Here is a 25,362-nt window from a genome sequence, read left to right on the forward strand (position 1 = left end):
CGCTCGCTCACCAAGGTGAGCGAGCGTTCGAGGGAAAAGGCCCAAAGATGAGCGAGCGTCGTGGGGAGGGCCAAAGAGGCGAGAACTCACGTCTCGATGCGTTGCCTATCCCCGCACAGCCTCGTCCACTGCCGCCAGCAGGGAGTTGAACCGCGGGTTCGCGTCAAGGTCATCGATCAGCACCGCGCGGCCGTGGTCGTCGGCCAGCGGTACTTGCCAATTGGGGTAGACCTCCGACGTCGTTCCCGGTTGGTTCTGCACACGCCGCTCCCCCACGGCATCCACCAACGCAACGCCGAGCAGGACCGATGGCGCGAGGGCCAGCAAGCGATGGAGCGCCTCAATGACCTGTTCCTCGCCAAGCACCTTTCCGTCGGCCGGCAGCAGGCCGCGTTCCCGCAGCAACCCCATCATCTTGTCCAGGCTGGCCTCGTGCTCGGCCCGTTCCTCGGCCACGCTCCGTTCAAGCAAACCCAGTTGGCTGCGGAGTTCCACGTGATTGCCGGCGAGGTACCCCGCAGTCGGCGGGAGGTCGTGGGTGTTGACGCTGGCGAGGGCCTGCGTTCGGTAGCGTTCGGGCGGGAGCGGCGAGTCGCCGTCGTACTCGAACCAGAGGATCGAGGTGCCCAGGATGCCGCGGGCGGCAAGGTAGTCCCGCACCCACGGCTCGAAGACGCCCAGGTCTTCGCCGATGACCACGGCACCCGCGCGATGCGCTTCCAAAGCGAGGATGCCGATGAGGGCCTCGTGGTCGTAGCGGACATAGGCGCCGTCGCGGGCCGAGTTGCCGGCGGGCACCCACCACAGGCGGAACAGCCCCAAGATGTGGTCCACGCGGATTCCACCGGCATGGCGAAGGACGGTGGAGAGCATCGCGCGCAAGGGCGCGTAGCCCGCCTCTGCCAAACGGACCGGGTGCCACGGCGGCTGGTTCCAGTTCTGGCCCAGCTGGTTGTACATGTCCGGCGGTGCGCCCACGCTGACGCCCGGTGCGAAGCTGCTGCGCAGGGTCCAGGCGTCGGCGCTGCTCAAGTCCGCCCCGACGGCGAGATCGTGCACTACTCCCAACCGCATGCCGGATCGCTTCGCCGCGACCTGGGCCGACTCGAGCTGTTCATCGCAGATCCACTGAAGCCAGCGGTGGAAACCGATCCGGTCGGCCAAAGCCTGACGCATCGACTCGACCTTGGGCGAACCGAGGGTGGCCGCGGGGTCCTGCCAGAAGGGGTCGTCCGGCGACCGGTCTTCGCGGATCGCGCACCAAAGGGCGAAATCGTCCAGGCCGGGGCCGGACTCGCGGCAGAACTCCTCAAAGGCGCATTGCCGGGCCGGAGAGAGCTTGACCGTGTGAAGGAGTTCCAAGGCAGCGAGCTTCGCGGCAAAGATCTGGTCCCGGTCCAGCCGTTCGGCGTCCTTGTTGAGCGCGTGGACGTGGTCCAACAGCCGGTCCACCGTGGCGCGCTTGCGAGGCTTGACGTATGCCAATTCGGGAATGGATTCGACCCGGATGTAGAGGGGGTTGAAGAATCGCCTGGTGGAGGGAGAGTACGGCGATGCTTGAATGGGAGGCACCGGATCTGCGGCATGCAGTGGGTTCACCAGGACGTAGTCGGCCCCGCGCGCGCCGGCCAACGATGCCAAATCGGCAAGGTCCGCGAAATCCCCGATACCCCAGGAGCGCTTCGAGCGTACCGAGTACAGTTGCGTGGCGAGTCCCCAGCCCCGTCGTTCCTCAAGCCCTGCCGCCGTCTGCAACGAGGCTGGAACCACGGCGAGCGCGGCGGTGGCCGTCACGCCGTCGGACTCGGCCGTGAGCGAATGCCAGCCGAGCGGCAAACCGGCCGGAACCTCAAACGTTGCACGGCCTGTGGGCACTCCATCAACGTCGCGCGGCGGCGCCCAGTCCTCCTGTTGAACGGCGGCAAGTTCCGTTCCGTCCTCGAGCGAGATCGTCAGGCGGGCCGGCGAACCGTCGCGGACGTGGACGTGGACAGCCGCCGTCGTTCCTTCTTGGACGACGACGGCGGGTGGCAGCATCCGCCGCCACGGCGCCACTTCCGCGTCCGCAAGGGCCGCTTCGATCTGCTCGTCGGAATGGGCGGCGACCCCCAGGGCACCAAGCACCTGGATCAACGTGGTGGGCGAAACGTCGTGCTGCAGCCCATCCCAGCCATGGAACGACGTCCCGACGCCGTGAGCATCCGCGAGCCGGTGGAGCAGGTCCTCGTCAATGGCGGGGTTGGTAGCGGGTGGAATCGCCGTGGTGTCGGTGGCCTGCTGGATGGGAGTGTTGGTCATGTCCGCCTCGTCTGCGATGTGATTCGTCCGAAGGTGCATACCGCCCCGCGTGCAACTCAAGCGAGGCAACTGGTTCCGATTATTGCAGGGCGGTGATGGCCGTCCCACTTATTCCGGCAGCATGACGCCCCATTCCGGAACCCTCGCTCACATGATCTGAGCGAGCGTCGGTCGAAACACCCGCATACGTGAGCGGGCGTCGGTCGAAACACCCGCATATCCGAGCGAGCGTCCGAAGTCCCGAACCCTCGCTCACAAACAACCACCAAAATCCGAACCCTCGCTCACATACGTATGGGCGCGGCGTGGTACATGATTGAGCCATGGACGCCATCGACGCGCTCAATGAAACCGCCTTCTGGCTGGAACGGGAACTCGCGGACAGCTTCAAGGTCCAGGCCTTCCGCCGGGCTGCGGGAGTCATCGCCGGACTGAGCCACGAGGAACTGACTGCCCGGCTCAAGGATGGCCGCCTCAAGCGGACCAAGGGAATCGGTAGCCGGACCTTCGAGGTGATCAGCCAGGCCCTGGGCGGCGCTGTTCCCGACTACCTTGAGAACCTCCGCCGTCGCGGCGCCGAACCTTTGGTCAACGGTGGACACGAGCTGAACGCCGAGCTCCGGGGCGATCTGCATAGCCACAGCAACTGGTCGGACGGCGGCTCGCCGATTGAGGTTATGGCCGACGCGGCTCGTATACTCGGCCGGGAATATATTGCATTAACCGATCACTCCCCCAACCTCACTATCGCCAACGGGCTCAGCCCCGAGCGCTTGATGGAGCAGCTCACCGTTGTGGATGGAATCAACGAACGGTACGGGCAAGAGTCGGGCTTTCGGCTATTGGCCGGCATCGAAGTGGACATCCTTGAAGACGGAGAGCTGGACCAGTCCGCGGAACTGCTGAGCCAACTGGACGTTGTAGTGGCCAGTGTCCACTCGAAGCTCAGGTCGGACAAACGGCCCATGACCCGGCGGATGCTCACTGCCATCGAAAACCCGCACACGAACGTCCTCGGGCACTGCACCGGCCGCTTGGTGAAGGGATCGCGAGGAACGCGACCCCCATCGGAGTTCGACGCCGAAGAGGTGTTCGCCTCGTGCGCGGAACACAGGGTCGCCGTCGAGATCAATTCGCGGCCCGAACGCCAGGACCCGCCGGACGAATTGATTCAAATTGCCCTCGATGCCGGCTGCCTCTTCAGCATCGACAGTGACGCCCATGCCCCCGGCCAGCTCGACTTCCTGCAGTACGGTGCGGAGCGGGCGGAAGCCAACGGGGTACCCGCCGATCGCATCATCACGGCGTGGCCGTTGGATCGCCTTCTGCAGTGGCTCCAGCCCGGCTAGCGGCGCCGCGCCGCCCGGAACCGCAGGGCCGCAACCACCCACACGACGGCGAACAGCCCAATCAGCACCAGCCCGGCGTCACCGAGGTCTATTTCGCCCAGCCACGTGGTGACCGGATCGCTCAGTCCAAAGGCCGCATTGAGGAAACCGCCCAGTGTGATGACCGAGATGAAGAGCGCCGAAAAGGCCGAGATACCGGTGATAATGGCGTTGAATCCAAGCTTGCGCTGGGGATCGTGGATGGCGGATTTGTACATCCGCATCATGGCCACGCCGTTGATGGAATCGCAAAGGGTCATCGCCGCGGTGAAGGCCAGCGGCAGCGCCAGGAGGGCGAGCACGGGCACACCCGCGAGCGACGCCGCCGTCGTGAGCACCAGCAGCCCGATGGTGGTGGCGGTGTCGAATCCAAGCCCGAACAAGAACCCGATCACGTAGATGTTCCGCGGACGCTGGACCTTGGATAGCGGCTTGGCCAAGAGCCGCGCGATGAACCCTTTGGTTTCGAGGTCGTCGACGGCGATCGCGCCGCCGGCCTGGGCGGCGCGGTACAGCTGAATCGTACGGAGGAACGCCGACCCGTTGAAGATACCCATGGCCAGCAGGAACATCCCGGACACGCCGCTGCCGATCAGCCCCAGCACGAGGTGTCCGGTGGTGCCGTCCTCCATGAGCTGGCCCACAAGGCTGGCGCCCCCAACCACCATCACACCGGCCAGGATCACCACGGAGCTGTGGCCCAGGCTGAAGGCAAAGCCGACACTCACGGGGTCCTTGCGCTGTGCCACGAATTTCCGTGTGGAATTGTCGATCGCCGCGATGTGGTCCCAGTCGTAGCTGTGTTTGATACCGGCCACATAAGCCGTCAGCACGAGACCCAGCGCCAGCGGCTGCCCGCCACTGGCGCCACCCACCAACAGGAGTACGACGGCGGCAAGGTGCAGGAGGACGACGGAGCCGAACATGAACGCGAGGCGGGACTTCATCGGGAGATGCTCACGCCACCGGTACATCGAGGCGAGTTCCGCGAGTGACGTCATCAGTACTTCCTGAGGTTCAGCGGTGCCCTGCCGTACCAGCGTCCGCGCAGAAGGCCTGTACATGCACTGAGCAATCGATTCAGTTCCTCGGTGCTGTTCGAGAGGGACCGCAGGACCAGGCCCGTCGTGCCTGCAAGGGTTCGGCTCAACGACAAGCCCGAGTACGCCTCGTACCCCGCCGTCAGCCGGTGCAGTTCATCGGCGAGCGCCTGGTCAACCCGCGGATCCACCACAACGAGCGAACCCAGGTGGCTGTACCCCTCCATGAAGCCCATTCCGGTCACATCCCCCAGGGGTGGCCGGATCAGGAGGTTGTCGAGCGCAAGCAGCACGGCGCCGTCGTCGCCCTCCACCTGGATCTCGTTCCGGAGCCGGAGTTCCCGGTACTTGAAGGAAGCGCCGTCCGGGGACCAGCCCGGAGTGATGACTTCCGCCATGATGAGGCTCGACGTCGGATGCACACTGATGTGCGTATCCTGCCGATAGCTGGCCTCCCGGTAGGCGATGAGCTGGTCGGGCGCCAACTCCAGTTCCGCCCCCTCCCCCAGCCGGATGTTCATCCGCTGCTCAGCAAACGATCCCGGAGTCCGATAGATCTTCGTGGCCGACTGAGTGGTCAAAAGCAGCGAAGCCCCAGCCTCGACCTCCACATCCACAACATAGAGATCCGCCCCCAAAATCGCCCCGCCCGGATTGACCATGACATAACAAACCTGCCCGCTCTCATCCAAGTAATGCGGTCTCAAAACCCGCAAGGCACCCTGATGAAACTGCTGCACGGCCACGGACCGCTGACCACGAAGGGCGACCCGCAGGCTGAGCTCCCCGCGAGGCGAGCTTGCAGAAGAGGCGGCGAAGCCGGATTTGGGGGCCGCGGCGTGGTGGGCACCGCGATGGGCCCACTGCCGCGAGGGCCCCGACTCGAGCTTGCGAGAGTTGGGAGCGGCTGGGGACGGGCACGGCCCCAAATCCGGCGGAGCCGCCGGAGGTGACCCGTCCGCCGACGAGAGCTCAGCCGCCGTCGCCGTCGTGCTCATGACGCCAGGTCGAGCATCAGGACATCGTGCCGCATCCATGCGATGACCTTGTCCAGCCCTTCGTCGGTCTTCAGGTTGGTGAAGCAGAAGGGCTTGTCGCCGCGGAATTCCTTGGAGTCCCGTTCCATGACGGACAGGTCTGCGCCGACGAATGGGGCGAGGTCGGTCTTGTTGATGATGAACAGGTCCGACTTGATCATGCCTTGGCCGGCTTTGCGGGGGATTTTCTCGCCCTGGGCGACGTCGATGATGTAGATCGAGAAGTCCACGAGTTCGGGGCTGAACGTGGCGGAGAGGTTGTCGCCGCCGGATTCGACGAAGATGACCTGCAGGTCGGGGTGGCGTCTCTTGAGTTCCTCGATGGCCGCCGTGTTCATGGAGGTGTCTTCGCGGATGGCGGTGTGCGGGCAGCCGCCGGTTTCGACGCCGATGATGCGGTCTTCGGGAAGGATGCCGTTGGCCGCGAGGATTTTGGCGTCTTCGATCGTGTAGATGTCGTTGGTGATGGCGGCCATGGAGATTTCCCGGCTCATGTGGCGGGTCAGGCGCTCAACGAGCTGCGTTTTGCCGGCACCTACCGGGCCGCCGATACCGATCTTGATGGGTTCAGACATGTGTCCTCCTATGGTTCTAGCTCATGAACATGCGTGCACGTTGCCATTCGTGCCGCATCTGCGAAATTTCCAGGCCGGGGCTGACGGCTCCGAAGTCGTCCCAGCCGAGGTGCCGGACATGTTCGACGGCGGCAGCGACGTCGTCGTGCGCTTTGCGCAGCAGCCGCTGCCCGGAGTTCTGGCCGAGAGGGATGGCGCGCACGGCGTTCTGGGTCAGCGAGGTGACCGCCGCGAAAAGGTACGCGGCCAGCGCTTCTTCGAACGGCACGCCCAGCGAGCGCGCGACGACGGCGAACGCCAGCGGCTGATGGCCGTCGGCCCGGCCCGTGGTCACCATAGCCCGATAAGCTTCCAGCTCGGCCGAGGGAAAGACTTCGCTCCCGATCTCGATCAGCCGCCCGCCCATCTTGGTACTCGCCTCCCGCAACTGCCGAGGCAAGAGCTGAGCACTCAAATGCGCATCCAACTCCCCCAAATCCACCCCTTCATAAAGGAACCGGATGGCCAGCCCATCGGAATAAGTCAACTGCTGCCCCACAAACGCAGACAGCCAAACCCCAAAACTCCCCTCATCAGAAACGACCCCCCGGTCGATGTACGTCTCAAACCCCAAAGAATGAGCAAACGCCCCGGTAGGCAAAGCGGAGTCGCACAGCTGCTGGAGCGCGAGCTGATAGGAGCTCACTGCTGCCCCCCGAAGGTGACGTGGACGGCGTAGGTGGGTGATAGGGGCCGCGGCGTGGCGGGCACCGCGGAGCGGGCACGGCCCCTATCACCCACCGGAGGCTTGCCGACCGGGTTAACCGCAGCCGAAGCAGGCTCAGTGCGTGTGTTCAGCATGGCGGAAAGGCACCGGCATTACGCGTTCCTGGCGGTCATAAGGCACGCCGACGTGTTTGAGGTAGTCCTCGACCGTGTGGTCGTACTGGCACACCATGACTTCGGCCCCGTATTCGGAGTCGCCGTCGAAGAACTGGGCCTGCAGGTGCCTGTTGCCGAGGGAGTGCGCCACTACGCCCATTTCGTAGATGCTGCGCGCGGCTATGACCAGGACGTCGCTCGGCAGCACGGAGACCACGATGAGGTTCGCGTCCTCGACGGCGAGGATGTCGCCGTCGCGCAGGTCCCCGGATCCGGCGGGGAGGCGGATGCCGAGCTCCTTCCCGTGGTCCGTGGTGACGCGTTGGATGCGTTTGACCAGCTGGGCGCTCGGCAGCACGACCTTCTCCTTGTGGAGTTTGGCCAGCGCCGCGGCCTCGGCCTGCGGCAGTTCGTGCAGGTTGCCGAGGATCTTTTCGATGATCATGTGGTCTCCTCCTGCGATCTAGAAAAGGAAGTAGCGCTGGGCCATGGGCAGCACGTCGGAAGGCTCGCAGGTGACGTCTTCGCCGTCGACCGTCACTTTGTAGGTTTCGGGGTCGACGGCGATATCGGGGGTTTCGCCGTTGAACTTGAGGTCCGCTTTGCTCAGGTTCCGGATTCCGGAGACCGCACGGATGACGCGTTCAAGGCCAAGCTCTTCCGGAACGCCGGCGTCGATGGCCGCCTTGGACAGGAAGGTAATGGACGACTGCTGCAGCGCTTTGCCGTGGGTGGCGAACATCGGGCGCATGGTACGTGGCTGCGGTGTGGGGATGGAGCCGTTGGAATCGCCCATGAGCGCGTAGGCGATCTGCCCGCCTTTGAGGACCAGTTCAGGCTTCACACCGAAGAAGGCCGGATTCCAGAGGACGAGGTCGGCGAACTTTCCCACTTCCACGGAGCCGATGGAGTCTGCCATTCCCTGCGCGATCGCGGGGTTGATGGTGTATTTGGAGATGTAGCGCTTGATCCTGAAGTTGTCGCTCTCCGCGCCCAAGCCGTTCGGAGCGCCGTGGCTTGCACCTGACGCATCCTTGAGGACGCCCCGCTGCCGCTTCATGGCGTCGGCCACTTGCCAGGTGCGGATGACCACTTCGCCCACGCGGCCCATGGCCTGGGAATCCGATGAGGTCATGGAGAAGATGCCCAAGTCCTGGAGCACGTCTTCGGCGGCGATGGTTTCGGCCCGGATGCGGGAATCAGCGAACGCCACGTCTTCCGGGATGTCCGGGTTGAGGTGGTGGCACACCATGAGCATGTCCAGGTGCTCTTCGATGGTGTTCCGCGTGTACGGGAGCGTCGGGTTGGTGGATGCCGGGAGCACGTTGGGCAATCCGGCGATCTTGATGATGTCCGGGGCGTGCCCGCCGCCGGCGCCTTCGGTATGGAAGGTGTGGATCACTCGGCCGTCGATGGCCTTGATGGTGTCCTCCACGAAGCCGCACTCGTTGAGGGTGTCCGTGTGGATGGCTACCTGTACGTCGTATTCGTCGGCTACCCGCAGCGACATGTCGATCGAAGATGTCGTGGCGCCCCAGTCCTCGTGGACTTTGAGGCCCACTGCTCCTGCGCGGATCTGTTCGGCGAGCGGCTCGATGGCGGACGCGTGGCCCTTGCCGAAGAGGCCGATATTGATCGGCAGCCCTTCCGCGGCTTGCAGCATCCGCGAAATGTGCCATTTGCCAGGCGTGATGGTGGTGGCCTTGGTACCTTCGGCTGGTCCCGTGCCACCGCCGACCATAGTGGTGATGCCGCTGCACAGGGCCGTGGGGACTTGGTCCGGGGAAATGTAGTGGATGTGGGTGTCGACGCCGCCTGCAGTGAGGATCTTGCCTTCCCCAGCGATCATCTCAGTACTGGCCCCGATCACGATGTCCACGCCGTCGGCGATCTGGGGGTTGCCGGCCTTGCCGATCTTGAAGATGTGGCCGTCTTTGAGCGCCACATCGGCCTTGTAGATTCCGGTGTAGTCGAGGACCACGACGTTCGAAATGACGGTGTCCGGGACGTCCTCATCCCGGGTCACTTGGCCGTTCTGCCCCATGCCGTCGCGGACCACTTTGCCTCCGCCGAACATGACCTCTTCGCCGTAGACCGTGTAGTCCTTCTCGATCTCAAGGAAAAGTTCGGTGTCCGCCAAGCGGATGGAGTCGCCCGTCGTCGGGCCGTAAAGGTCTGCGTACTGCTTGCGCGAAATTTCGAAGCTCACTGTGCTGTCCCTTCTGTGCTGGCACCGGGCCGGTCGGTGTAAGCGGCAGCGCCGCCGTCGTTCTTTCCGGCGTCGACGTCAAGGGGACCGTTGACGTCGTTCCGCAGGCCGTAGACTTCGCGGGTTCCCGCAAGCGCGATGAGTTTGACGGTCTTGGAATCGCCGGGTTCGAAGCGCGCCGCCGTTCCGGCAGGGATGTCGAGGCGGCGGCCGAAAGCGGCTTCGCGGTCAAAATCGAGCGATGGATTCGACTCGGCAAAGTGGTAATGCGAGCCCACCTGGACCGGGCGGTCGCCACGGTTGACGACGTCGACGGCGATTGCCTCGCGTCCGCTGTTGCAGGCGATGGGGTCTGCTTGGAGACGGTACTCACCGGGAATCATGTTGGCCTCCTAGCGGATCGGGTCGTGGACGGTGACGAGCTTGGTGCCGTCGGGGAAAGTGGCCTCGATCTGGACGTCATGGATCATCTCTGGCACGCCCTCCATCACGTCTTCACGGCGAAGCAAGGTGGTCCCGTAGCTCATGAGTTCTGCGACGGTTTTGCCGTCGCGGGCGCCCTCGATCAGTTCGTAGCTGATGACGGCCACGGCTTCGGGAAAGTTGAGCTTCAAGCCACGGGATTGCCGACGGCGGGCGAGGTCGGCCGCGACCACGATCATGAGCTTTTCCTGCTCACGGGGCAAAAGATGCATCGGTTCTCCTTAAAAGTTCTGTGCTGCAGAAAGCGGACATCAGATCACTCGAGGCTCAGATGGGCCGAGGACGTCGGGGCAGCTACTACGGTTATAACGCCAAACATCAGACATATCCAGTTCGACCATTCACCACCCCTCCCGAACGAATTGTGACCAGCCTAAAGCCTTGAGATTTCCGCCAGATTTCCGCGCTGCCGCGGCATCAGGCCCTCTTGGCGCGGTGTTTCCTGACCTGCCACACAAGCACAATCGCCACCACAATGACTGCCACCACAGCCGCAGCACCCCGGCCCACTACGCGCGCAACTTCTTCGTACGAATTTCCGGCCACAAAGCCGAGCGTCACGAACAGGGACCCCCAGATAATGCCGCCGCTGAAGTTCCAGAACGCGAAGCGCCGGTAAGGCATGCGGCTGAGTCCGGCGAGCGCAGGCATCACGGCACGAAAGAAGGCCGTAAACCGGCCCAAAAGTACCGCGACGCCACCTTTGTCTTTGAGGAAGTCTTCGGCTTTCTGCAATTGGGCGCGCCTCTTGTCCAGGATTTTCAAGGCCATCACCCGCGGGCCGAAATGCTTGCCGATTTCGTAGCCCACGGTGTCCCCCGTGATCGCGGCAGTGACCACAATGGCGATCATGGCCCACAATTCGAAGAGCCCACGGCTTGCAATCACCCCGCCGACCACCGCTGCCGTTTCACCGGGAATCACAAAGCCCACAAAAATTGCATCCTCAGCGAACACGAGGGCGAAAACGATGCACGCGATCACAAGCGGGCTGGTATTCAGGAGTCCGTCCAAAAGCGCTTGCATGAAGAACAGTCTGGCAGTTGGAGGCCCACTTGGGCAGGAGGCGTTAGATCCGGCTGCCATTGCTCGTTTCGTGTGGCCCCGTCAAGAATGGTGAGTGTGAACGACAGCTTCGCTGATGTGACTTCCCGAGTGTGGCACGCAATCGGCGCCGATGATGCGGATTGGCCGGCCACCCAGCTAACGACAACAGGGCCCCGGGCCGTTCTCCCGGCCGCTTTCGACGTGACAGGACTGGCGACGGGGGCGGTTGTGGTCGCGACAGTGGCCGCTGAGCAGTTCCTCGCAGCCCGCCGCCAGTCAGTGCCGCGAGCGGTGACGGTAGACAGCCGGGAGTCCTGCGCCGCGTTCGCCTCCGAGCGGCTGTTCACCCCGATCGGCTGGACCCGGCCGCCACTGTGGGACCCCATCGCCGGGAACTATCGCACGGGGGACGCGTGGATCCGGCTGCACACCAACTACGCCAGCCACCGCGCCGTCGTCGAGCGGGTGCTTGGCGCCTATGACCGCGAAACAGTTCAGGCCGCAGTAGCTGGGTTGCCCGCCGAAGAATTGGAGACCGCCATCGTGGAGGCCGGCGGATGCGCCGCCGTCATGCGCAACCGCGGGCAATGGCTCGCCTCGGCTCCGGGGATGGCGACGGCGGACGCGCCGCCGGTCACCGTCGTCGACCGCCGCTCACCCGGCACCGGCGCACCGAACGCCGTCGGGCAACTGCCCTTCCACGGGGTGCGCGTGCTCGACCTGACCCGGGTGATCGCAGGACCCGTGTGCACCAAGTTCCTCGCCGGTTATGGTGCCGACGTGCTGCGGATCGATCCGCCAGGCTTTGACGAGGTGCCGTCGCTGCTGCCTGAGACGACGCTGGGCAAACGAACCGCCGCTTTGGATCTCACTGCCCCGACCGACCGCGCGATATTCGAGGAACTGCTCGCGGGCGCCGATGTGCTCGTGTCGGGACTGCGGCCCGACGCCCTGAAACGCCTGGGCTACGACGACGGGTCCCTGATTGCCATGAACCCCGGCCTGATCATCGCCAGCTTGGACGCCTACGGCTGGGATGGTCCCTGGCGCAATCGGCGCGGGTTCGACAGCCTGGTCCAGATGAGCTGCGGAATCGCCGACGCCGGAGCCACCGCCAGGGGCCAAGCGGAGCCCACCCCGCTTCCCGTCCAGGCCCTCGACCACGCGACCGGCTGGCTATTGGCCGCGGCCGTCGCCCGTGCCCTGACCCGGCGCCTTAGCCACTCGGTGACGGCCCGCATCCAGGGCTCACTCATCGGTACGGCCAATTTGCTGTACTCGCTGACCCCGGCGACTGATCACATGGCTGTAGCTGCACCGAATGACTTCACCTTGGTGGAAACCAGCACCGACTGGGGACCGGCGCGACGCGTGCCACTTCCGGGGCGAATCGACGGCGTCGCCGCGCATTGGTCGCAGCAAGCCGGACCGCTCGGCCGTCACCCGGCCGCGTGGGCCACGCCGTAGTTTCGCCTGGCACAAGTAAACCCCCGGAACCGTGCGGTTCCGGGGGTTTTGGGTGGGCCCTGTGGGGATCGAACCCACGACCCACGGATTAGAGGGCCTTCGATTTCGCCCGATGCCAATAGATGCCAACGAACGCTGGATTCCGCGGGTATCGAAGCTCCAACGGCAAAGCGGGGTCAGTTCGATTTCGTCGGATGCCGCTGTTTTCGTTGGGTAAACGTTGGGTTCAAGCGGAACGAACCTTCTAAATACGGACGAGATTGGAGGGCCTGTTGAGAACAGCTAGATCGGCGGCTACGTGGATCAGACAGTGATGGCTTGGACCTAACCATTTGGGACTTTTGTAGCACTGCCACTACCAAAAGTGGTATCGCGGGCACCATTATCCACACTCCGCGCGCCATGTCAATCTCCAGATTGGTCTTTGGCGCCGTTTGCGGCTATCTTCGTCCGTAGACGTCCTAATCGGCCACGGAAAGATCACCATGACGCTCCCAGCAACAGAAACCGGGCCCCGTACCTACAAGGTCGAAGAACTCGCCGAGATCCTGCAGCTCCGGCCAGCGACCGTCCGGGCCAACGCCCGATCAGGCGCCTGGCCCTACCTCCGATTCGGGGAACGCACCATGCGCTTTACCGAGGCGCACCTAGCCACAATCCTTGCCACATCAGAAGTTGAACCACCAGCACCGCAGCCCATGCGTCGCAGGACGCGCCGCCCAACAATGTGACGACGACACAGAGGCTCGGGAGCCCTGACGAACCGCTTGAGAACTTACGATCAACCTGAGCCACCGAAGGCTCACACAAACTTGGGGGAATCTAATGAGCATGGTTCGTACGAAGAAACTAGTTGCGCTCGCGATCGGGGCAGGCTTGGCGCTCTCCGCTTGCGGTAGTCCATCAACACAGACGTCCACGACGACACCGAGTTCTCCAACTCCCTCGCCCCAACAGACGGCGACGCCCGCCCAATTCGCGAGCATCCTCTCTGAAAATCAGAAAGTCTGGCGGGACTACAACGCAAACATCGTGGCGTGCGGCATTGCTCGAGTCCTTGGTAAAAGCACCTCCGATCAGATCAAGGTCATGACGTGCGGCATGACGGTTGTCACCGTAACCCTCACGGCGAAAAACGCCATCCGCGACATCGTGGCCCTCCCAAAACCAAGCCCCGAAGTAAAGAAGCTCGTGGATCGTGCGATCACAGACCTAACTCCACTTTCGAACGTTGACGCAGTTGCGGCCTGCAAAGACGCGAACAGCGAAGCCTGCGACGAAAAGGAGACCTTGGTCAACGGGCAAATCAGGGACGTCGTCTCCATGCTGGACGCATGGGCTCCATACATGCGGTGACGCGTGGATTCACACTCACGCGTTCAGGGACACGCTGAGGGGCTGTTTCGTATCTAACGCACTCTCGGGTCGATGGTCCGGCGGCGCACTCTGGACGCTTCGACCCAGACCTCTTTGCGGCCCTCGTAATAATCCATCGGCCAAGGCACTGACACCAGCACGTGCGCCTTCGTCCACCGGTAAGCAAAGGCCGGCACCTCATGACTTTCACCGTTGTCGTAATCCAGCATCACGAACACAGGCAGCGGCTCCTTGGGCGTTGTCGCGGCTTCAACGGCAGCCGGATCCACAGGTGGCACGACGGGAGTTACCTTGCGCGATTGGGGCGGACCCCAGAACTTCTTTTCCTCCACAGCCCGAGTCTGCCACCGAGGGCAGACAATCGGGGTCGCGTCCGGCAATGACGTTGGCCTCGTGGAAAGGTAGCCCCCACAGGGTCGGCGTTGGGGTTTCGGGGCGAGAGGAAATGGGGAACTTGTGGACGTTGGCGAGCTTGTACACCGCCTTAGGCGCCTGGGATAGTCTTGCGCACAAGTGTGCGGGCGAGAAACATTGGCCGGACGATCAAAGACTGAGCCGAGAGCTGAGATCGGGGGCGGACTTGGACGGACAGCAGTGGATCTGGGTGGCGGCGGTGCTGGTAAGCGCGGCGACGCTAGCCTTTCTTATGGCCTTTGGGCGCCGGTGAACAGTGAAGGGTCGTCCGCAGAGCGTGGGTGACCCTTCAGGTTGTTCTAGCGCGTGGACTTAGGCGGGGAGGTCGAACCGCTGGCCTTCTGGCTTGGACGGCAGGACGAGCTTCCGCGTACGTGAAAGCGGCCCGAATTAGATTCCGGGCCGCTTTCTAGCTTTCGGTTCTACGGGGCATAGGCCCATCCGAGGTACCCCGGAGGCCAAGTGATGTTTTTAACGCTGATGGGCTGCCCAGGTTCCAAGGTAGTGATGACCTGGCCGTTTCCGATGGAAACGGCCACGTGCCCGTTTCCTGCGTCCCATCGCGGAGAGGAGTAGTACACGAGCGCGCCGGCCGGTGCGTTCTTGTCAGTGTGGATCCGGCCCCGAGTTGCTTGCCATCTGTAGTTGGAGATGGCGTTAGGGAACGTGAAACTGTTACCGAAAGCTCTTGCGGCGAATACCTCGCACAGGCCCCCGAGACTCTTGTTGCCGATCATGGAGTGCGCGTAGGCGACAGCCCTTGCCTCACGGCTACCGCCCGAGGGTGAGGGCGCGGGTGCGGGCTGGTCGCAAGGAGGGACGATTGGATTGGCTGATCCGGTGATGACGAATGCATCTGCGGCATAGCCGATCCGGCCGCCGCCAAGGTCGACCCGGTCCCAGATGTTACTTGCCCCCCACGGTCCTTGAACATTCGCTCCGCGCACGTAGCAGAGGAGGTTAACGGAACCGCCCTTCGGGATCGTGCCCACAACTGATGCTGATACCTGTGGCGAAGACCGCACGTTGAGCGAGTAGCTTTTTCCGAGTCTTCCTGTGGCAGCGTCCGCCGGTGCGGCGAAGACCGCACTTCCCGCGGCCAAGGCGACTGTTATTGCGCCGGCCGCCAACACGCGTTTGAATCGTGTTTTAGTAAACATAGTGCCCCCATGATCTGCGTGGTCCCCAGCGAACGACGCAGTTCAGAGCTTGGCATGGGGAAAGCATCTCCGGAAGTGTTGAAGAACAATCTTGATGGAAAATTAAAGTTGCCTAATGGCGCTCAGCGACGCCCCAGTCGGCCGTTATCGACGCAGTATCTCGATCTTTTCCGAACAAGTAGGCGATGCCGACGGATATCCATCGACGTGTATGGCTGAGCGTGAGCATACCTTCGGGAGCCCGTTGCCTTAATTGGGATGAGTGCACGCGGCTGACCAACGAGCGGTGCACGGCTGTTGTTTGAGGCCCGCCTATTCGGGCGCGCCACAAGATCGGGTCCGTCACCAGGTGCGGCTCCCGCCAGCTCTCTTGAAGCGGGGGAATCTGGAGGCTACATCCGAACCCCGGATCCTGCATCGATGTGGCATGGTGGGGTCAATGTCCGAGCGGAGGGCTACCATTTGAATAGAACATATATTCGAATAAAGGTGTGTCATGTCTCTTGCCCTAGACCCCCGCATGATAAAAGCGGGGGCCGAGCCCGGGCACATCCCCGTGGCCCCGGTGGCCGTCCCCGCGGGCTACCCATCTCCGAGCCAGGACTACTTTTCCTCGGAGCTCGACCTGAACGAGCACCTGATCAAGGACAAGACCAGCACCTACATCGTGCGGGTTGCCGGGAACTCGATGGAACCGGCGGGCATCAGTGACGGTGACGAGCTCATCGTCAACAGGGCGCTCGCTCCCAAGGACGGCTCAGTGGTGGTCGCGATCCTCGACGACGAACTCACCATCAAACGCCTCCGGATCACCCGGGCCGGCATCATCCTGCAGTCGGACAACCCGGACTATCCGCCCATCCGCGTCCCTGAACTCTCCGATCTTCGGATCTGGGGAGTCGTCACATGGTGCCTCCACCATGTCTAAACCAGCAGTGATGCGCCGAATGCAGGAGATCGCACACATCGACGTCAACTGCTTCTACGCCTCGGCTGAACGGATCTTCGATCCCTCCCTCGAAGGGAAGCCGATTATCGTTTTGTCCAACAACGACGGCTGCGCGGTCACGAGGTCGAACGAGGCCAAGAAGCTCGGGATTGCGCTGGGTGAGCCATGGTTCAAACTCGCGCCTCGGGCCAAGGAATGGGGGCTGATCGCTAAGTCGAGCAATTACGAGCTCTACGGATCGATCAGCGCCCGGGTGATGGAGTTGCTGGCACGGTATTCGGCATGGCAGGAGATCTACTCGATCGATGAGTGCTTCCTCGGCGTCAAGGGATCCGGAGAGGATCTACTGGCCCTGGGCCGGACGATGAAGGACGCCTGCCAGCGGAACGTTGGCGTGCCGGTCTGCGTCGGCATCGCCCCGACCAAGACGCTCGCCAAGCTGGCCAACAAATGGGCCAAACATAATCCGGTGTTCGGTGGCGTGTGCCGCTGGGAGTCCGTGCCACCAGCGGAACGGGAGGCGCTCATGTCCCGGCTGTCCGTGATCGAGATCTGGGGTGTGGCCGCCAGGCTCACCAAGCGGCTTTATGCCATGGGGATTAACTCGATCCTCGACCTGTCCCGCGCCGACCTGGTCGCCATCCGGGACAAGTTCTCCGTCGTGATGATGCGAACCGTCCTCGAACTGCGGGGCACGCCGTGCATCCCTATGGAGGAAGAGCGGATCGGTCGGGACCAGCTCATTTTCAGCCGGTCGTTTTCCAAGCCGATCACGACGGCCGCGGACCTGCGCCAGGTCTTGAGCGTCTATGCGCAGATGGCCAGTGCCCGTCTGGCCAAGCACGATCAGCAAGCCAAACTGCTGACCGCTTTTGCGGGGACGTCGTACTACAACCCCAATGACAAGTCGTTCCCGTCAGTGAATGTCCCGTTGCCGATGCCCACGGCCGACCCGGTGATCCTGACCAAAGCTGCTCATGCTCTGCTCCCGCGGCTCATTGAGGGCGTCAAGTACGCCAGGGCAGGGATCATGGTGACAGACCTTCGGCCCAGCGGAAACCAGAAGCCGCTGGAACTGTTCGAGAACTCCCACGAGGAACGAGGCATCGGGACGCTGCTCGAGGACGTCAGCAAGAAATACGGCAGGGGCTCAATCGGGCTCGGGCACGCCGGCATCAAGGGAGGCCCAGACTGGACCATGAAGCGGGACATGCTCAGCCCACGGTACACAACCGAATGGGCCGAGCTGCCCATCGTCCGGGCAGCATAACCGACCGCGGACTCAGGCGGCCGGCTGGATGAGTTCGGGACCGTTGTTCCGCACATAGTTGACCTTGTCACTGACGATACGCGGCACGAGATGGGGTTCAGGCATGCAGTCCAACAGGGCGCGGACGTCGGCTTCGGAGGTTGTTTCAGGGTCAAGCCAGTCCGAGAACATGTCAGGTGGCACGATCAGCGGGGTGCGGTCATGGATATGGCCGAGCGCGTCGGAAGCCGCGGTTGTGATGATTGTGGCGGTCCGCAACCACTTGTCCGGATGCTCGTCCGGGAGGGCAGGATCGGGCCAGTTCTCGAACAATGCCGCGAAGGCAAGGATCCGGTCGTCGGCATCATGCAGATAGGTCGGGATCTTCCCGCCGCCAGGGATCTTCTCCCACTCGTAGTAGCCGTCACCAACAAGCAAACCACGCCTTGCCGAGGCGGCCTTCCGAAACGATGGCTTCTCGGTGACGGTTTCCATCCTGGCGTTGATTAGCCTCGCCCCGCCTTTGGGGTCTTTCGCCCACGACGGCACGAGGCCCCAGCGCGCCGTGACAAGTTTCCTCGTCACTGGCGTACCCTCACCGGGACTCCGATCCAGGATCAATGGCACCGTGTCCGTCGGGGCGACGTTGTAAGAGGGCTGCAGTTCATCGACGTAGGACTCGTGCACGTCGAAGGCGGCCATAAGGTCAGCCGTCGATTTCGAAACAACGTAGCGCCCGCACATAGGACTATTGTGCCTGCAACCCCGTCCGGGTGTCCCCACAGCGAGGCAACCATGCGTTGCGGCGTCGCGGGGGGATCATTGTCTCTAGTGCACCAAGGAACATGGGCGAATTAGGGGGAGTCGTGGATACCGCAAGAGCAAAGGCCTTTCGTCGGCTATTTTTCGACTTGAAGGCGGTTTGGCTAGACGGCCCTGCTCCTGGCTCTTCTTCGTTCGGGGAAGGCGGCAGAGATGATTTCAATGAGTGGTGCGTCAAGCCTGTTGCGTGGGGATGGGCATCCCGCGCTATCCGCTCAGCAGAGGCGGCCGTACGGCTCTCAGACGCCGGTCTGAGTGAAGAGACATCACCGCTTTTGCGTAGCGCAATCGAGCACTCGATGTTCCTGTGGTGGCTCCAAATTGAGCGTGGAAAAGTCATCGAAGTCCTCAAGCGAGCCCAGAAGGAGAGCTTGGGAAAGATGATCAAGGCTCAGTCGATCGGTTGGGCCATCGATGCCCCTACGCTCAAAGTCATTCAGGATCTGATCGATGATGCGAACGATCAGCACAAGCATCTCGACGCACTCGCCAAGACGGGAAACCTTGCTCAGCGATACACGGATGATCTTGGCAACCTTTTTCAGGCATGGCTTTACGACACCCAAACCTCACACGCAACGCTTCAGAGCGCGAGTGCCTACTACAGCTTGATTCCCGCCCACGATCCTGGAGGTCCCGGGTTCCGACTTCTTCGGATTCCCGAAACCAAAGACAACGTCGCGGCCAAAGCTGCTGTGGCGACCCAGGTGGCACTGTCCGGATACAGCAAGGCCAGTGGACTCGAAGGCTTTTATCAGCCAAAGCTTGATCGCTTCACCTCGAGGTTTGCCGGACTAATGGCCCCCTAATGCGCCTTGAAGGATACTTCGCGAATTCAGACACCTGCCCTCGACGGCGCCGCGCCCGCCCAGCCACGCAACCACGGCTTCGAGTGAGTCACGCGGAAGAGCTAGCTCAGGAGTCTGGCCTTTTGTTTCGAGAACTCCTCATCAGTTAGCACCCCAGAGTCCCGAAGAGTTGCCAGTTTTGTCAGTTCGTCAGCGATAAGCCGCCCGTCCAGGTTCGGGGCAGGCGTAGCGTCAACAGCTTCATCCGAGTGCTGATTGTCGCGGAAACTTGGATGTGCGCGGAACCATGCCTCGATCTTTTCGGAGGTCCCATGATTCACACTGACCGACGCAAGCTCGGTACCGTTACCGAGAATCTTGAGGGTACGCTCAAGTGCCTTATTTCCTCTGGTCACGGAGAATCCGGTGACGTCGGAAATTCGGACTCGGAAAGCCTGTGTGAATTCGATAGGCTTTTTATAGGATGCGGTTCCGTCGCCATTGTCGATCATTGTGCCATCCCCAAAACCCAACTTGGTCGTAATCATGCTCGTTTGCTCCCCATTTCATCGAGTTGTAATTGGACTGCTGGAGGCCTCACGGAGACGACAGTGCCAATACCTGGCAGATTGCCAGTCTGAAGCAGACTCTAGGCGTCGTTGGACAGTTGCGCTAGAGTCGGGTTTTCTGACGAGCCAATGGGCGGATGCTTGCGGGAGGCATGACACTTTCCGCCCCGCAGCGGTCGGCCACAGCTTCCTTGTCAGCCAGTGGAGGGTGTGATTGAGTCAGGGCATGGGTGAAATCTTACGGATCCCGGAAGTGCACCTTCTTCAGAAAGTCGTCGTTGCCAACAATCCTGAATTCGTCGTCAAACTCGGAGGCCTGCGCTTTCGTGGATATTTCACCAGTTTGGAAATTTGGAACACAATGACCAGGGCGCACGTTCTGTTGCCTGCCACCTCACTGAGCCAGGTCAGTCTGTTAGGGCGCCTCGTTGACCAGAACGGCGATGTCTGCGCATTCCAAGGAGCGAACGGTGGAAGTGACGGTTTCATGTCTTCGCAGGCATTCACCATGGAGCCCATCAGGGATACGGCCACACGGGTAACGCTGCAGATGTGCGACGCCCAGAGAGATAGATTAACCCCGTTCGAATCCATCATCACAAGGCGGTAGACGGGCAGTATGACGGACCCCTATGGCATTCCCGACAACATGTTCGGCTACGACCTCGGCGAGTTCCCGGCTCTCGTTGGCAGGGTCGTCATGGTTGCCGCAGTTGTCGAACTGAAGCTTGAGTTCCTTGTCATGTCGCTGAGCGGAGAGTCGCAGGAGGCTCATGCTGGCAAGAGCGCCAAGGCGAGCATTGACTTGTGTATCAAACTCCTGAAATCCCGACGCGTTGACTTTCCCGACGAACCGGCTGCCTTCGCAGACCATGTCGTGACACTTCTGAATGATGTTGAAGTCGCGCTACACCAGCGCAATGCTGTCGTACATAGCCGCTGGCCCGAGCCGGGCCGGGGCTGGAGGAATCTTCCGAAAAATCAGCGGGTATCCGGGCCAGCATTTGGCAGTCCTGACTGGACCAAGTGGATTCAGATCGACGAGGACCATCTCCAGTCTCTGATCCTGCTGTTGTGTGGCTTAGTGGATCGACTGGCTCAGGCCATAGGAATGGCTGGGTCCTTAGAAATGCATTCGTCGGAGAGAGGGCCCGGGCGCGACTCGAGATGACCGGCTGATCGGGTATCGCCAACGGACCTGCTGGATGGCCCCGCATGCGCGTCTCCGGTCAAGCCCTTCCCATCTCAATGAGCCGTGTCGCGGGGATCATCAGAGCGCTCCGCCATGCATACTCTGATTCATGGATGATCCTCATCGCTCCGTCTATCAGGCTGTTGTTGCTCGGCGTTTGCAGTGGGACAACCTGCTGTGGCAAGTTCCACTCCTGTCTCTGACGGCTCAGGCTTTCCTGTTCACCATCGCCCTTGGGGCCGACACCTCAAAATGGTCCAGAACCCTTGCCGCCACCCTGTCTGTCGTCGTGGCGGTGCTTTGTGTGTCGCTAATGGCACGACACCGCCAAGCCGAGCTGTCGGATGCACACTGGCTTGAAGTCTACGAGGAAGGCCACCCCGAACATTTGCGCGTTCATGGCAGCCCCTTCGTGGAGCGGAGAAACAAAATCAACGTACGGCTGGCGGCCGGTCGTCTCCCCGTTCCTACCTGGAAGGGCTATGAGACCTGGACTTGGGGGATGGCTATCTTCGGACTCATTGGCCTGTTAGTCGTGGTACTGACCTGGATTGATCCCAGCCCTCTCCACGCCTGACTCCAGCAGGCGACTAAAGCCTGGATCTCGCGTACTCCGAATTTGGTTCGTCCATGCCCGCGCAGGATAGGTGCCGCGGCCTGCGCACGCACTCATTTGCTCATGTTCCCCGCGTTTGCACTCCCAAGCACTTGACGCACCGTCGAGGCGTACCATTTCCCGCCCGCAGCAGTCGGCACGGCGCCCTCGTTGAGACTTCTGGCAATCCCTGCCAGTGAGGCGCCGTTTTCGCGCTCTGAGACGATCTGACGGACGGTAGCCGCAGGCAGCGAGCTGGGGCGCCCCATGTGCTTGCCCGTCGTCGTCTTGATCTTCGCCATGCCATCGCGGGTGCGCTCCGCGATCTTCTTGCGCTCCATCTCCGCGAAAGTACAGGTGACCTGCGCCATTGCCGCGCCGGTGATGGTCGATGTATCGATCCCGAGATCAAGACAGATCAGGGCCCATCGCTGACGGTTCGCCGTTTCCAACATCCCAGCGAAGTCTGCGACGCTACGGCTGAGGCGGTCGAGCTTCGAAACTGCGAGCGCGTCGAAAGATCCGCCCTTCAAATCTGCGAGCGCCCTGGCTAGCACGGGCCGGTTCTTGAGACTCTGTGCGGAGGCGGCGTCTTCACGGTAGATCGTGAGCGCCCATCCATTCCGCTTGGCTTCGGCCTCCAGCGCCGCAATCTGCACCTCGGGGCCGATGTCCTGCTTGGACGTGGAGACGCGAATGTAACCGACGACCCTAAGGGCTGAATCCGTGGCGTTCATGACCCGAGCATACACAAAGGGTTCCCTTTATGTAAGAAGGAAAATCTTAGGCACATTCTGTTTCAAACCATGCCTACGGATGGAAATCTCCTCAGTATGCCACGTCCGTGATGGATCCGATATCGGTACCGCTCATGCGCCTGAACAGCGTCGTCGCCTGCTTCTCGGTCAGTGACGACACGTGATCGCATGCAGCGCGAACTCGGTTTGAATGATCCTGAAAGTCCTCCAGCCTATCTGCAGGGAGAAGGTGCTCTGGATCCGCCGAGTGCCAACGAAGGAGCTCGGAAACCATGTGTTTTTGTCCACGCTGCTGCCCTGTCAGTTCAGGCCGATCGATCACATAGCACCAAATCAGCTCCTTGAGCAGAGCGCACATGCGTTGGCGGTCCTCCGGAACTCGGAACTTCGCCCCATATCGAGTCAGGTGACCGTCGTAGGCTTCTGTCGGTTCCAGTGCTATACCCGTCAGCATGTGGCGAATCAGCCCTCGAGTAGTGGCGGCTAGAGCCTGCCGATCCCTATGGCTTCCTCGAAACGGACCAAAGAACCGGAAGTAGTTGCTAAAGATTCGGAGCTGATCGACGGCATCCTGACGATCAAAGACGGTCCACTTACCCTCGACGTAGTTTAGGAAGTATGAAAGCTCCTCGGATTCTTGGGTCAAATCCAGCTTCCCCGAGACCGTGGGGAAAGCTACGATCGACGCAAGCGGAATGAAACCAGCCCGAAAGAAATCCTCGAGATCGTGACACGCGTAAGTTACGTCATCCGCCCAGTCCATGATCTGTTCTTCCACGGGTCGCCCAGATGGCAACGAAGGGCCATATAACCACGTGGAAGTGTCCTCGTCTTCGGCATAGATTCCGAACTTTCGGGTTTTATCAATGTCGCCGTCCGACTTCTCGAGAGCTCGCCGCCACGGATACTTCGTTGTCGCGTCCAACGTCGCACGGGTTAGGTGAAGGCCTCGGTGACCGCCATGGCTGCGATCCGACAAATAGGTGAGGATGCGAAAGTTCTGAGCATTGCCTTCGAATCCATCAGCGCCAGCCTCAGCGTCTCCAGGTTCTCGATACTCGTTCATCAATTCCCCGTAAGTCTCCCGGAGCGCCGTCTCGCCCGCGTGACCAAATGGCGGGTGCCCGATATCGTGAGCCAGACAGGCGGACTCCACTAAATCAGGATCTGGCCCATTGCCGCCATTTTCCAGGACAAGCATCTCAGCCATTCGCCGGCCGACCTGGGCAACTTTAAGGCTGTGGGTCAGCCTAGTATGGTAGCCGCCTAGCTCATCGGCGGGAACGACCTGCGTTTTGCCGGCTAGTGCAGAAAACGCGCTTGAATAGAGGATGCGGTCGCGATCATGTTTGAAAGGCGCGCGGGGGTCGATGGCTTCAGTATTATGCGCTTGCTTCAGGCCCTGCTGTTCAAAGTCTTCTAGCGAATACCCGGTGCTCTCTGTCATCCCTGAAGGATAGCGGAAAGCTCAGAGATCAACGGGCGCTTATTGTTGCGGTGAGGCTGGAAACCAATTCCCTAAAAGGCCCGTTCCAACTCTCCCGTGCCGCCTCAGCGGAAGATGACAGCTTTAGTCCATCCGGCAAAGTGTCCATCAATGACTGATCACTCAGGTCTGCAAGAACAGCCATTAGACGTTCCGGAAGCTCCCTGCGTACGAAAGGATTCGAATTTTCGCCAACGGTGGAAGAAACGTAGCTCAGCAATACCCGGCGCGGGGTCGGTTCGTGGCGAACGTCATTGTGCGCCGCAATGAGCGCGAGTGCAAAGCGATGGTGAGCGGGCAAATCCGCAAACGACTTCGGGAACGAAGTGAGCTGGGTTGGTCGCTCGGATAGGATCGCGGGCATTCTGACTCCTAGCGTTCGAGATAACCAGTCTGATGTATCTACTCAATCACATGCTGCCGACAAAACAGGGATGTCGGCAAGATCAGGGCGGCTCTAATCTGAAACAGTTTACGCCAACTTGCGACTCGACGCGCCGATGCGACTTCCTCTCTAAGCGGCATGCGGTCCGATCTCAAAGCCCGCAATGAACGCCTCCATCAAGTTTCGAAGATGCAGATCGTTGGCACTGGAATCGTCCGGAGGCAGCGCTGCCAGCATCGCCTTGAGCTGCCCGACGACGAGGCCTGCGTCGGCCCCTTTCATGCGGAGCTCCAAGTGTCTTGTAGTTCCAGCTTTCGTCATGGTTCCTTCCTATACCGAAGTCTGTCTAGGTCAAAATAGTGAGGGTCTGGGAGGGTGAAGCGGGGATTCAGTCATCCGACACCCTCGGCCGTATGGAGCCTTTACAATCAGGGCATGACTATTGGGGGCATTTCCTTGAACCTTCGCCGCGTACTTCCTGCTGTGATCGTAATTTCGGCGCTGGCCTTGGCGGGCTGTGCATCTTCGCCGCCACCCGTGTCCGAGAAGGTTCAGAAGGCCTATGAGGCAGGCGTCACGTTGCCACCCTCACCAGCCCCCGTTGATCCCCTGGCCAAGGGGCGGGCCGATGGGGTGCTCTCCACCTATTTCATAGGTGACTCTCTGACGGACGGGTGGAATGCGACGGAGCAGCCGAAGTCATTCCGACCCCTCGTGGCTGCAGGCCTTGAGGCTGGCGGGAAAGTGGACGCTACTGCGGACTTCAAGGCCGGCGCGAACCTCGCGCAAGTAGCGGCACTAGCCAACATCCCTGCCGCGCCAGATCTTGTCGTGCTTGAGCTCGGCACCAACGACGTCAATAAGACTGACCTTGGCGCGTTCCGGGCGAACCTGGAGTCCCTGCTTACGAGGCTCACGGCAGCCAAACCGGTCCTAGTCTGCGTGGGGACATGGCAGTTCGGAACGACCCAAGGTTTCGATACGCAGATCCAACAGGCCTGCGAAGCCAGGGGCGGCAAGTTCGTCAAGATTGGCGATCTTCGGGAAAATCCCGCAACCGTAGCTCCGAAGGGTTCTGCCGTATACCCCCTGGCGGCGGATGGTAACCATCCGAACGACGCCGGCCATGCCGAGATTGCCCGCCGCGTCCTCGCTGCTCTCGCTCCCTAGGGCATCGAGGCACTACTTCGACCTACCTCCTTTGACCCGCCCG

Annotated in this window: 29 protein-coding genes; 11 read left to right on the plus strand and 18 right to left on the minus strand. The window is 61.8% G+C overall.

Going from position 1 to position 25,362, the window contains the following annotated elements; all coding sequences use genetic code 11:
- Nucleotides 1–105: 105 nt before the first annotated feature.
- A complete protein-coding gene (gene malQ / locus QRN51_RS16000) occupies nt 106–2,298 on the minus strand; it encodes a 4-alpha-glucanotransferase (protein ID WP_284990837.1) in 2,193 nt (730 codons plus the stop codon).
- Between the two features lie 323 nt (nt 2,299–2,621).
- Here malQ and QRN51_RS16005 point away from each other — a divergent pair, with 323 nt between their 5' ends.
- Complete coding sequence (locus QRN51_RS16005; RefSeq protein WP_284990839.1) at nt 2,622–3,647, plus strand: PHP domain-containing protein; 1,026 nt, start codon at nt 2,622–2,624, stop codon at nt 3,645–3,647.
- On the opposite strand, the gene QRN51_RS16010 is transcribed toward QRN51_RS16005, so the two are convergent.
- From QRN51_RS16010 to QRN51_RS16050, 9 genes are all read right to left on the minus strand, one after another.
- The gene (locus tag QRN51_RS16010; RefSeq protein ID WP_284990840.1) at nt 3,644–4,687 is read right to left on the minus strand and encodes a HoxN/HupN/NixA family nickel/cobalt transporter; all 1,044 of its coding nucleotides are present in this window, start codon (nt 4,685–4,687) and stop codon (nt 3,644–3,646) included. The two genes, QRN51_RS16005 and QRN51_RS16010, sit on opposite strands and share 4 nt — an antisense overlap.
- Complete coding sequence (locus tag QRN51_RS16015; RefSeq protein WP_284990842.1) at nt 4,687–5,472, minus strand: urease accessory protein UreD; 786 nt, start codon at nt 5,470–5,472, stop codon at nt 4,687–4,689. The genes QRN51_RS16010 and QRN51_RS16015 overlap by 1 nt, the downstream gene beginning before the upstream one ends.
- Nucleotides 5,473–5,720: 248 nt before the next feature.
- Entirely contained in the window at nt 5,721–6,338 is a 618-nt protein-coding gene (gene ureG / locus QRN51_RS16020) for an urease accessory protein UreG (RefSeq protein ID WP_059388359.1), read from the minus strand.
- Between the two features lie 16 nt (nt 6,339–6,354).
- Nucleotides 6,355–7,023: an urease accessory protein UreF gene (locus QRN51_RS16025; RefSeq protein WP_284990843.1), complete on the minus strand. Its 669-nt coding sequence runs from the start codon at nt 7,021–7,023 to the stop codon at nt 6,355–6,357.
- A gap of 135 nt (nt 7,024–7,158) precedes the next feature.
- Nucleotides 7,159–7,644 (minus strand): urease accessory protein UreE, encoded by a 486-nt coding sequence (gene ureE / locus QRN51_RS16030; RefSeq protein WP_284754344.1) that lies wholly within the window; start codon nt 7,642–7,644, stop codon nt 7,159–7,161.
- Nucleotides 7,645–7,662: 18 nt separating this feature from the next.
- The gene (ureC, locus tag QRN51_RS16035; protein WP_284990844.1) at nt 7,663–9,408 is read right to left on the minus strand and encodes an urease subunit alpha; all 1,746 of its coding nucleotides are present in this window, start codon (nt 9,406–9,408) and stop codon (nt 7,663–7,665) included.
- Complete coding sequence (locus tag QRN51_RS16040; RefSeq protein WP_284990845.1) at nt 9,405–9,791, minus strand: urease subunit beta; 387 nt, start codon at nt 9,789–9,791, stop codon at nt 9,405–9,407. Before QRN51_RS16040 ends, ureC begins: the two co-directional genes overlap by 4 nt.
- Before the next feature lie 9 nt (nt 9,792–9,800).
- Complete coding sequence (locus tag QRN51_RS16045) at nt 9,801–10,103, minus strand: urease subunit gamma (RefSeq protein ID WP_284990846.1); 303 nt, start codon at nt 10,101–10,103, stop codon at nt 9,801–9,803.
- Between the two features lie 205 nt (nt 10,104–10,308).
- Nucleotides 10,309–10,917 (minus strand): DedA family protein, encoded by a 609-nt coding sequence (locus QRN51_RS16050; RefSeq protein WP_284990848.1) that lies wholly within the window; start codon nt 10,915–10,917, stop codon nt 10,309–10,311.
- 96 nt (nt 10,918–11,013) lie between these two features.
- Between QRN51_RS16050 and QRN51_RS16055 the strand changes: the two genes are divergently transcribed.
- The 3 genes from QRN51_RS16055 to QRN51_RS16065 all read left to right on the plus strand — a co-directional run bounded on the left by QRN51_RS16055 (nt 11,014) and on the right by QRN51_RS16065 (nt 13,761).
- Complete coding sequence (locus tag QRN51_RS16055; RefSeq protein ID WP_284990849.1) at nt 11,014–12,405, plus strand: CoA transferase; 1,392 nt, start codon at nt 11,014–11,016, stop codon at nt 12,403–12,405.
- Between the two features lie 485 nt (nt 12,406–12,890).
- On the plus strand, nt 12,891–13,136 hold the full coding sequence (locus tag QRN51_RS16060; protein ID WP_284990850.1) for a helix-turn-helix domain-containing protein: 246 nt from the start codon (nt 12,891–12,893) through the stop codon (nt 13,134–13,136).
- A 94-nt stretch (nt 13,137–13,230) separates the two neighbouring features.
- Nucleotides 13,231–13,761, plus strand: coding sequence for a hypothetical protein (locus tag QRN51_RS16065; protein WP_284990851.1), 531 nt, complete (start codon nt 13,231–13,233; stop codon nt 13,759–13,761).
- A 53-nt stretch (nt 13,762–13,814) separates the two neighbouring features.
- On the opposite strand, the gene QRN51_RS16070 is transcribed toward QRN51_RS16065, so the two are convergent.
- Both QRN51_RS16070 and QRN51_RS16075 read right to left on the minus strand, forming a co-directional pair.
- The gene (locus QRN51_RS16070) at nt 13,815–14,114 is read right to left on the minus strand and encodes a hypothetical protein (RefSeq protein ID WP_284990852.1); all 300 of its coding nucleotides are present in this window, start codon (nt 14,112–14,114) and stop codon (nt 13,815–13,817) included.
- Between the two features lie 504 nt (nt 14,115–14,618).
- On the minus strand, nt 14,619–15,356 hold the full coding sequence (locus QRN51_RS16075) for an SH3 domain-containing protein (protein WP_284990853.1): 738 nt from the start codon (nt 15,354–15,356) through the stop codon (nt 14,619–14,621).
- A 496-nt stretch (nt 15,357–15,852) separates the two neighbouring features.
- Here QRN51_RS16075 and QRN51_RS16080 point away from each other — a divergent pair, with 496 nt between their 5' ends.
- Nucleotides 15,853–16,284, plus strand: a complete 432-nt coding sequence (locus tag QRN51_RS16080; protein ID WP_284990854.1) for a LexA family protein — start codon at nt 15,853–15,855, stop codon at nt 16,282–16,284.
- Nucleotides 16,277–17,575, plus strand: coding sequence for a Y-family DNA polymerase (locus QRN51_RS16085; RefSeq protein ID WP_284990855.1), 1,299 nt, complete (start codon nt 16,277–16,279; stop codon nt 17,573–17,575). The genes QRN51_RS16080 and QRN51_RS16085 overlap by 8 nt, the downstream gene beginning before the upstream one ends.
- Nucleotides 17,576–17,587: 12 nt before the next feature.
- On the opposite strand, the gene QRN51_RS16090 is transcribed toward QRN51_RS16085, so the two are convergent.
- On the minus strand, nt 17,588–18,298 hold the full coding sequence (locus QRN51_RS16090; RefSeq protein WP_284990856.1) for an SOS response-associated peptidase: 711 nt from the start codon (nt 18,296–18,298) through the stop codon (nt 17,588–17,590).
- Between the two features lie 122 nt (nt 18,299–18,420).
- On the opposite strand from QRN51_RS16090, the gene QRN51_RS16095 reads away from it, so the two are divergent.
- Nucleotides 18,421–19,185, plus strand: coding sequence for a DUF5677 domain-containing protein (locus QRN51_RS16095; RefSeq protein ID WP_284990857.1), 765 nt, complete (start codon nt 18,421–18,423; stop codon nt 19,183–19,185).
- A 101-nt stretch (nt 19,186–19,286) separates the two neighbouring features.
- Here the strand turns inward: QRN51_RS16095 and QRN51_RS16100 are convergent, their stop codons facing one another.
- Complete coding sequence (locus QRN51_RS16100; RefSeq protein WP_284990858.1) at nt 19,287–19,712, minus strand: SHOCT domain-containing protein; 426 nt, start codon at nt 19,710–19,712, stop codon at nt 19,287–19,289.
- Nucleotides 19,713–19,959: 247 nt separating this feature from the next.
- On the opposite strand from QRN51_RS16100, the gene QRN51_RS16105 reads away from it, so the two are divergent.
- The 3 genes from QRN51_RS16105 to QRN51_RS16115 all read left to right on the plus strand — a co-directional run bounded on the left by QRN51_RS16105 (nt 19,960) and on the right by QRN51_RS16115 (nt 21,502).
- The gene (locus QRN51_RS16105) at nt 19,960–20,343 is read left to right on the plus strand and encodes a hypothetical protein (RefSeq protein ID WP_284990859.1); all 384 of its coding nucleotides are present in this window, start codon (nt 19,960–19,962) and stop codon (nt 20,341–20,343) included.
- A 9-nt stretch (nt 20,344–20,352) separates the two neighbouring features.
- The gene (locus tag QRN51_RS16110) at nt 20,353–20,904 is read left to right on the plus strand and encodes a hypothetical protein (protein WP_284990860.1); all 552 of its coding nucleotides are present in this window, start codon (nt 20,353–20,355) and stop codon (nt 20,902–20,904) included.
- 130 nt (nt 20,905–21,034) lie between these two features.
- Complete coding sequence (locus QRN51_RS16115) at nt 21,035–21,502, plus strand: hypothetical protein (RefSeq protein WP_284990861.1); 468 nt, start codon at nt 21,035–21,037, stop codon at nt 21,500–21,502.
- Nucleotides 21,503–21,594: 92 nt separating this feature from the next.
- On the opposite strand, the gene QRN51_RS16120 is transcribed toward QRN51_RS16115, so the two are convergent.
- The 4 genes from QRN51_RS16120 to QRN51_RS16135 form a co-directional block, all read right to left on the minus strand.
- Nucleotides 21,595–22,257: a recombinase family protein gene (locus QRN51_RS16120; RefSeq protein WP_284990862.1), complete on the minus strand. Its 663-nt coding sequence runs from the start codon at nt 22,255–22,257 to the stop codon at nt 21,595–21,597.
- A gap of 91 nt (nt 22,258–22,348) precedes the next feature.
- Nucleotides 22,349–23,725 (minus strand): deoxyguanosinetriphosphate triphosphohydrolase family protein, encoded by a 1,377-nt coding sequence (locus QRN51_RS16125; protein WP_284990863.1) that lies wholly within the window; start codon nt 23,723–23,725, stop codon nt 22,349–22,351.
- Between the two features lie 28 nt (nt 23,726–23,753).
- Nucleotides 23,754–24,128: a hypothetical protein gene (locus QRN51_RS16130; RefSeq protein WP_284990864.1), complete on the minus strand. Its 375-nt coding sequence runs from the start codon at nt 24,126–24,128 to the stop codon at nt 23,754–23,756.
- Between the two features lie 150 nt (nt 24,129–24,278).
- Entirely contained in the window at nt 24,279–24,431 is a 153-nt protein-coding gene (locus QRN51_RS16135) for a hypothetical protein (protein ID WP_284990865.1), read from the minus strand.
- A 153-nt stretch (nt 24,432–24,584) separates the two neighbouring features.
- Between QRN51_RS16135 and QRN51_RS16140 the strand changes: the two genes are divergently transcribed.
- Entirely contained in the window at nt 24,585–25,319 is a 735-nt protein-coding gene (locus QRN51_RS16140) for an SGNH/GDSL hydrolase family protein (RefSeq protein ID WP_284990867.1), read from the plus strand.
- Nucleotides 25,320–25,362: the final 43 nt, after the last annotated feature.

It is taken from the genome of Arthrobacter sp. efr-133-TYG-120 (assembly GCF_030209785.1).
Taxonomy (GTDB): Bacteria; Actinomycetota; Actinomycetes; order Actinomycetales; family Micrococcaceae; genus Arthrobacter.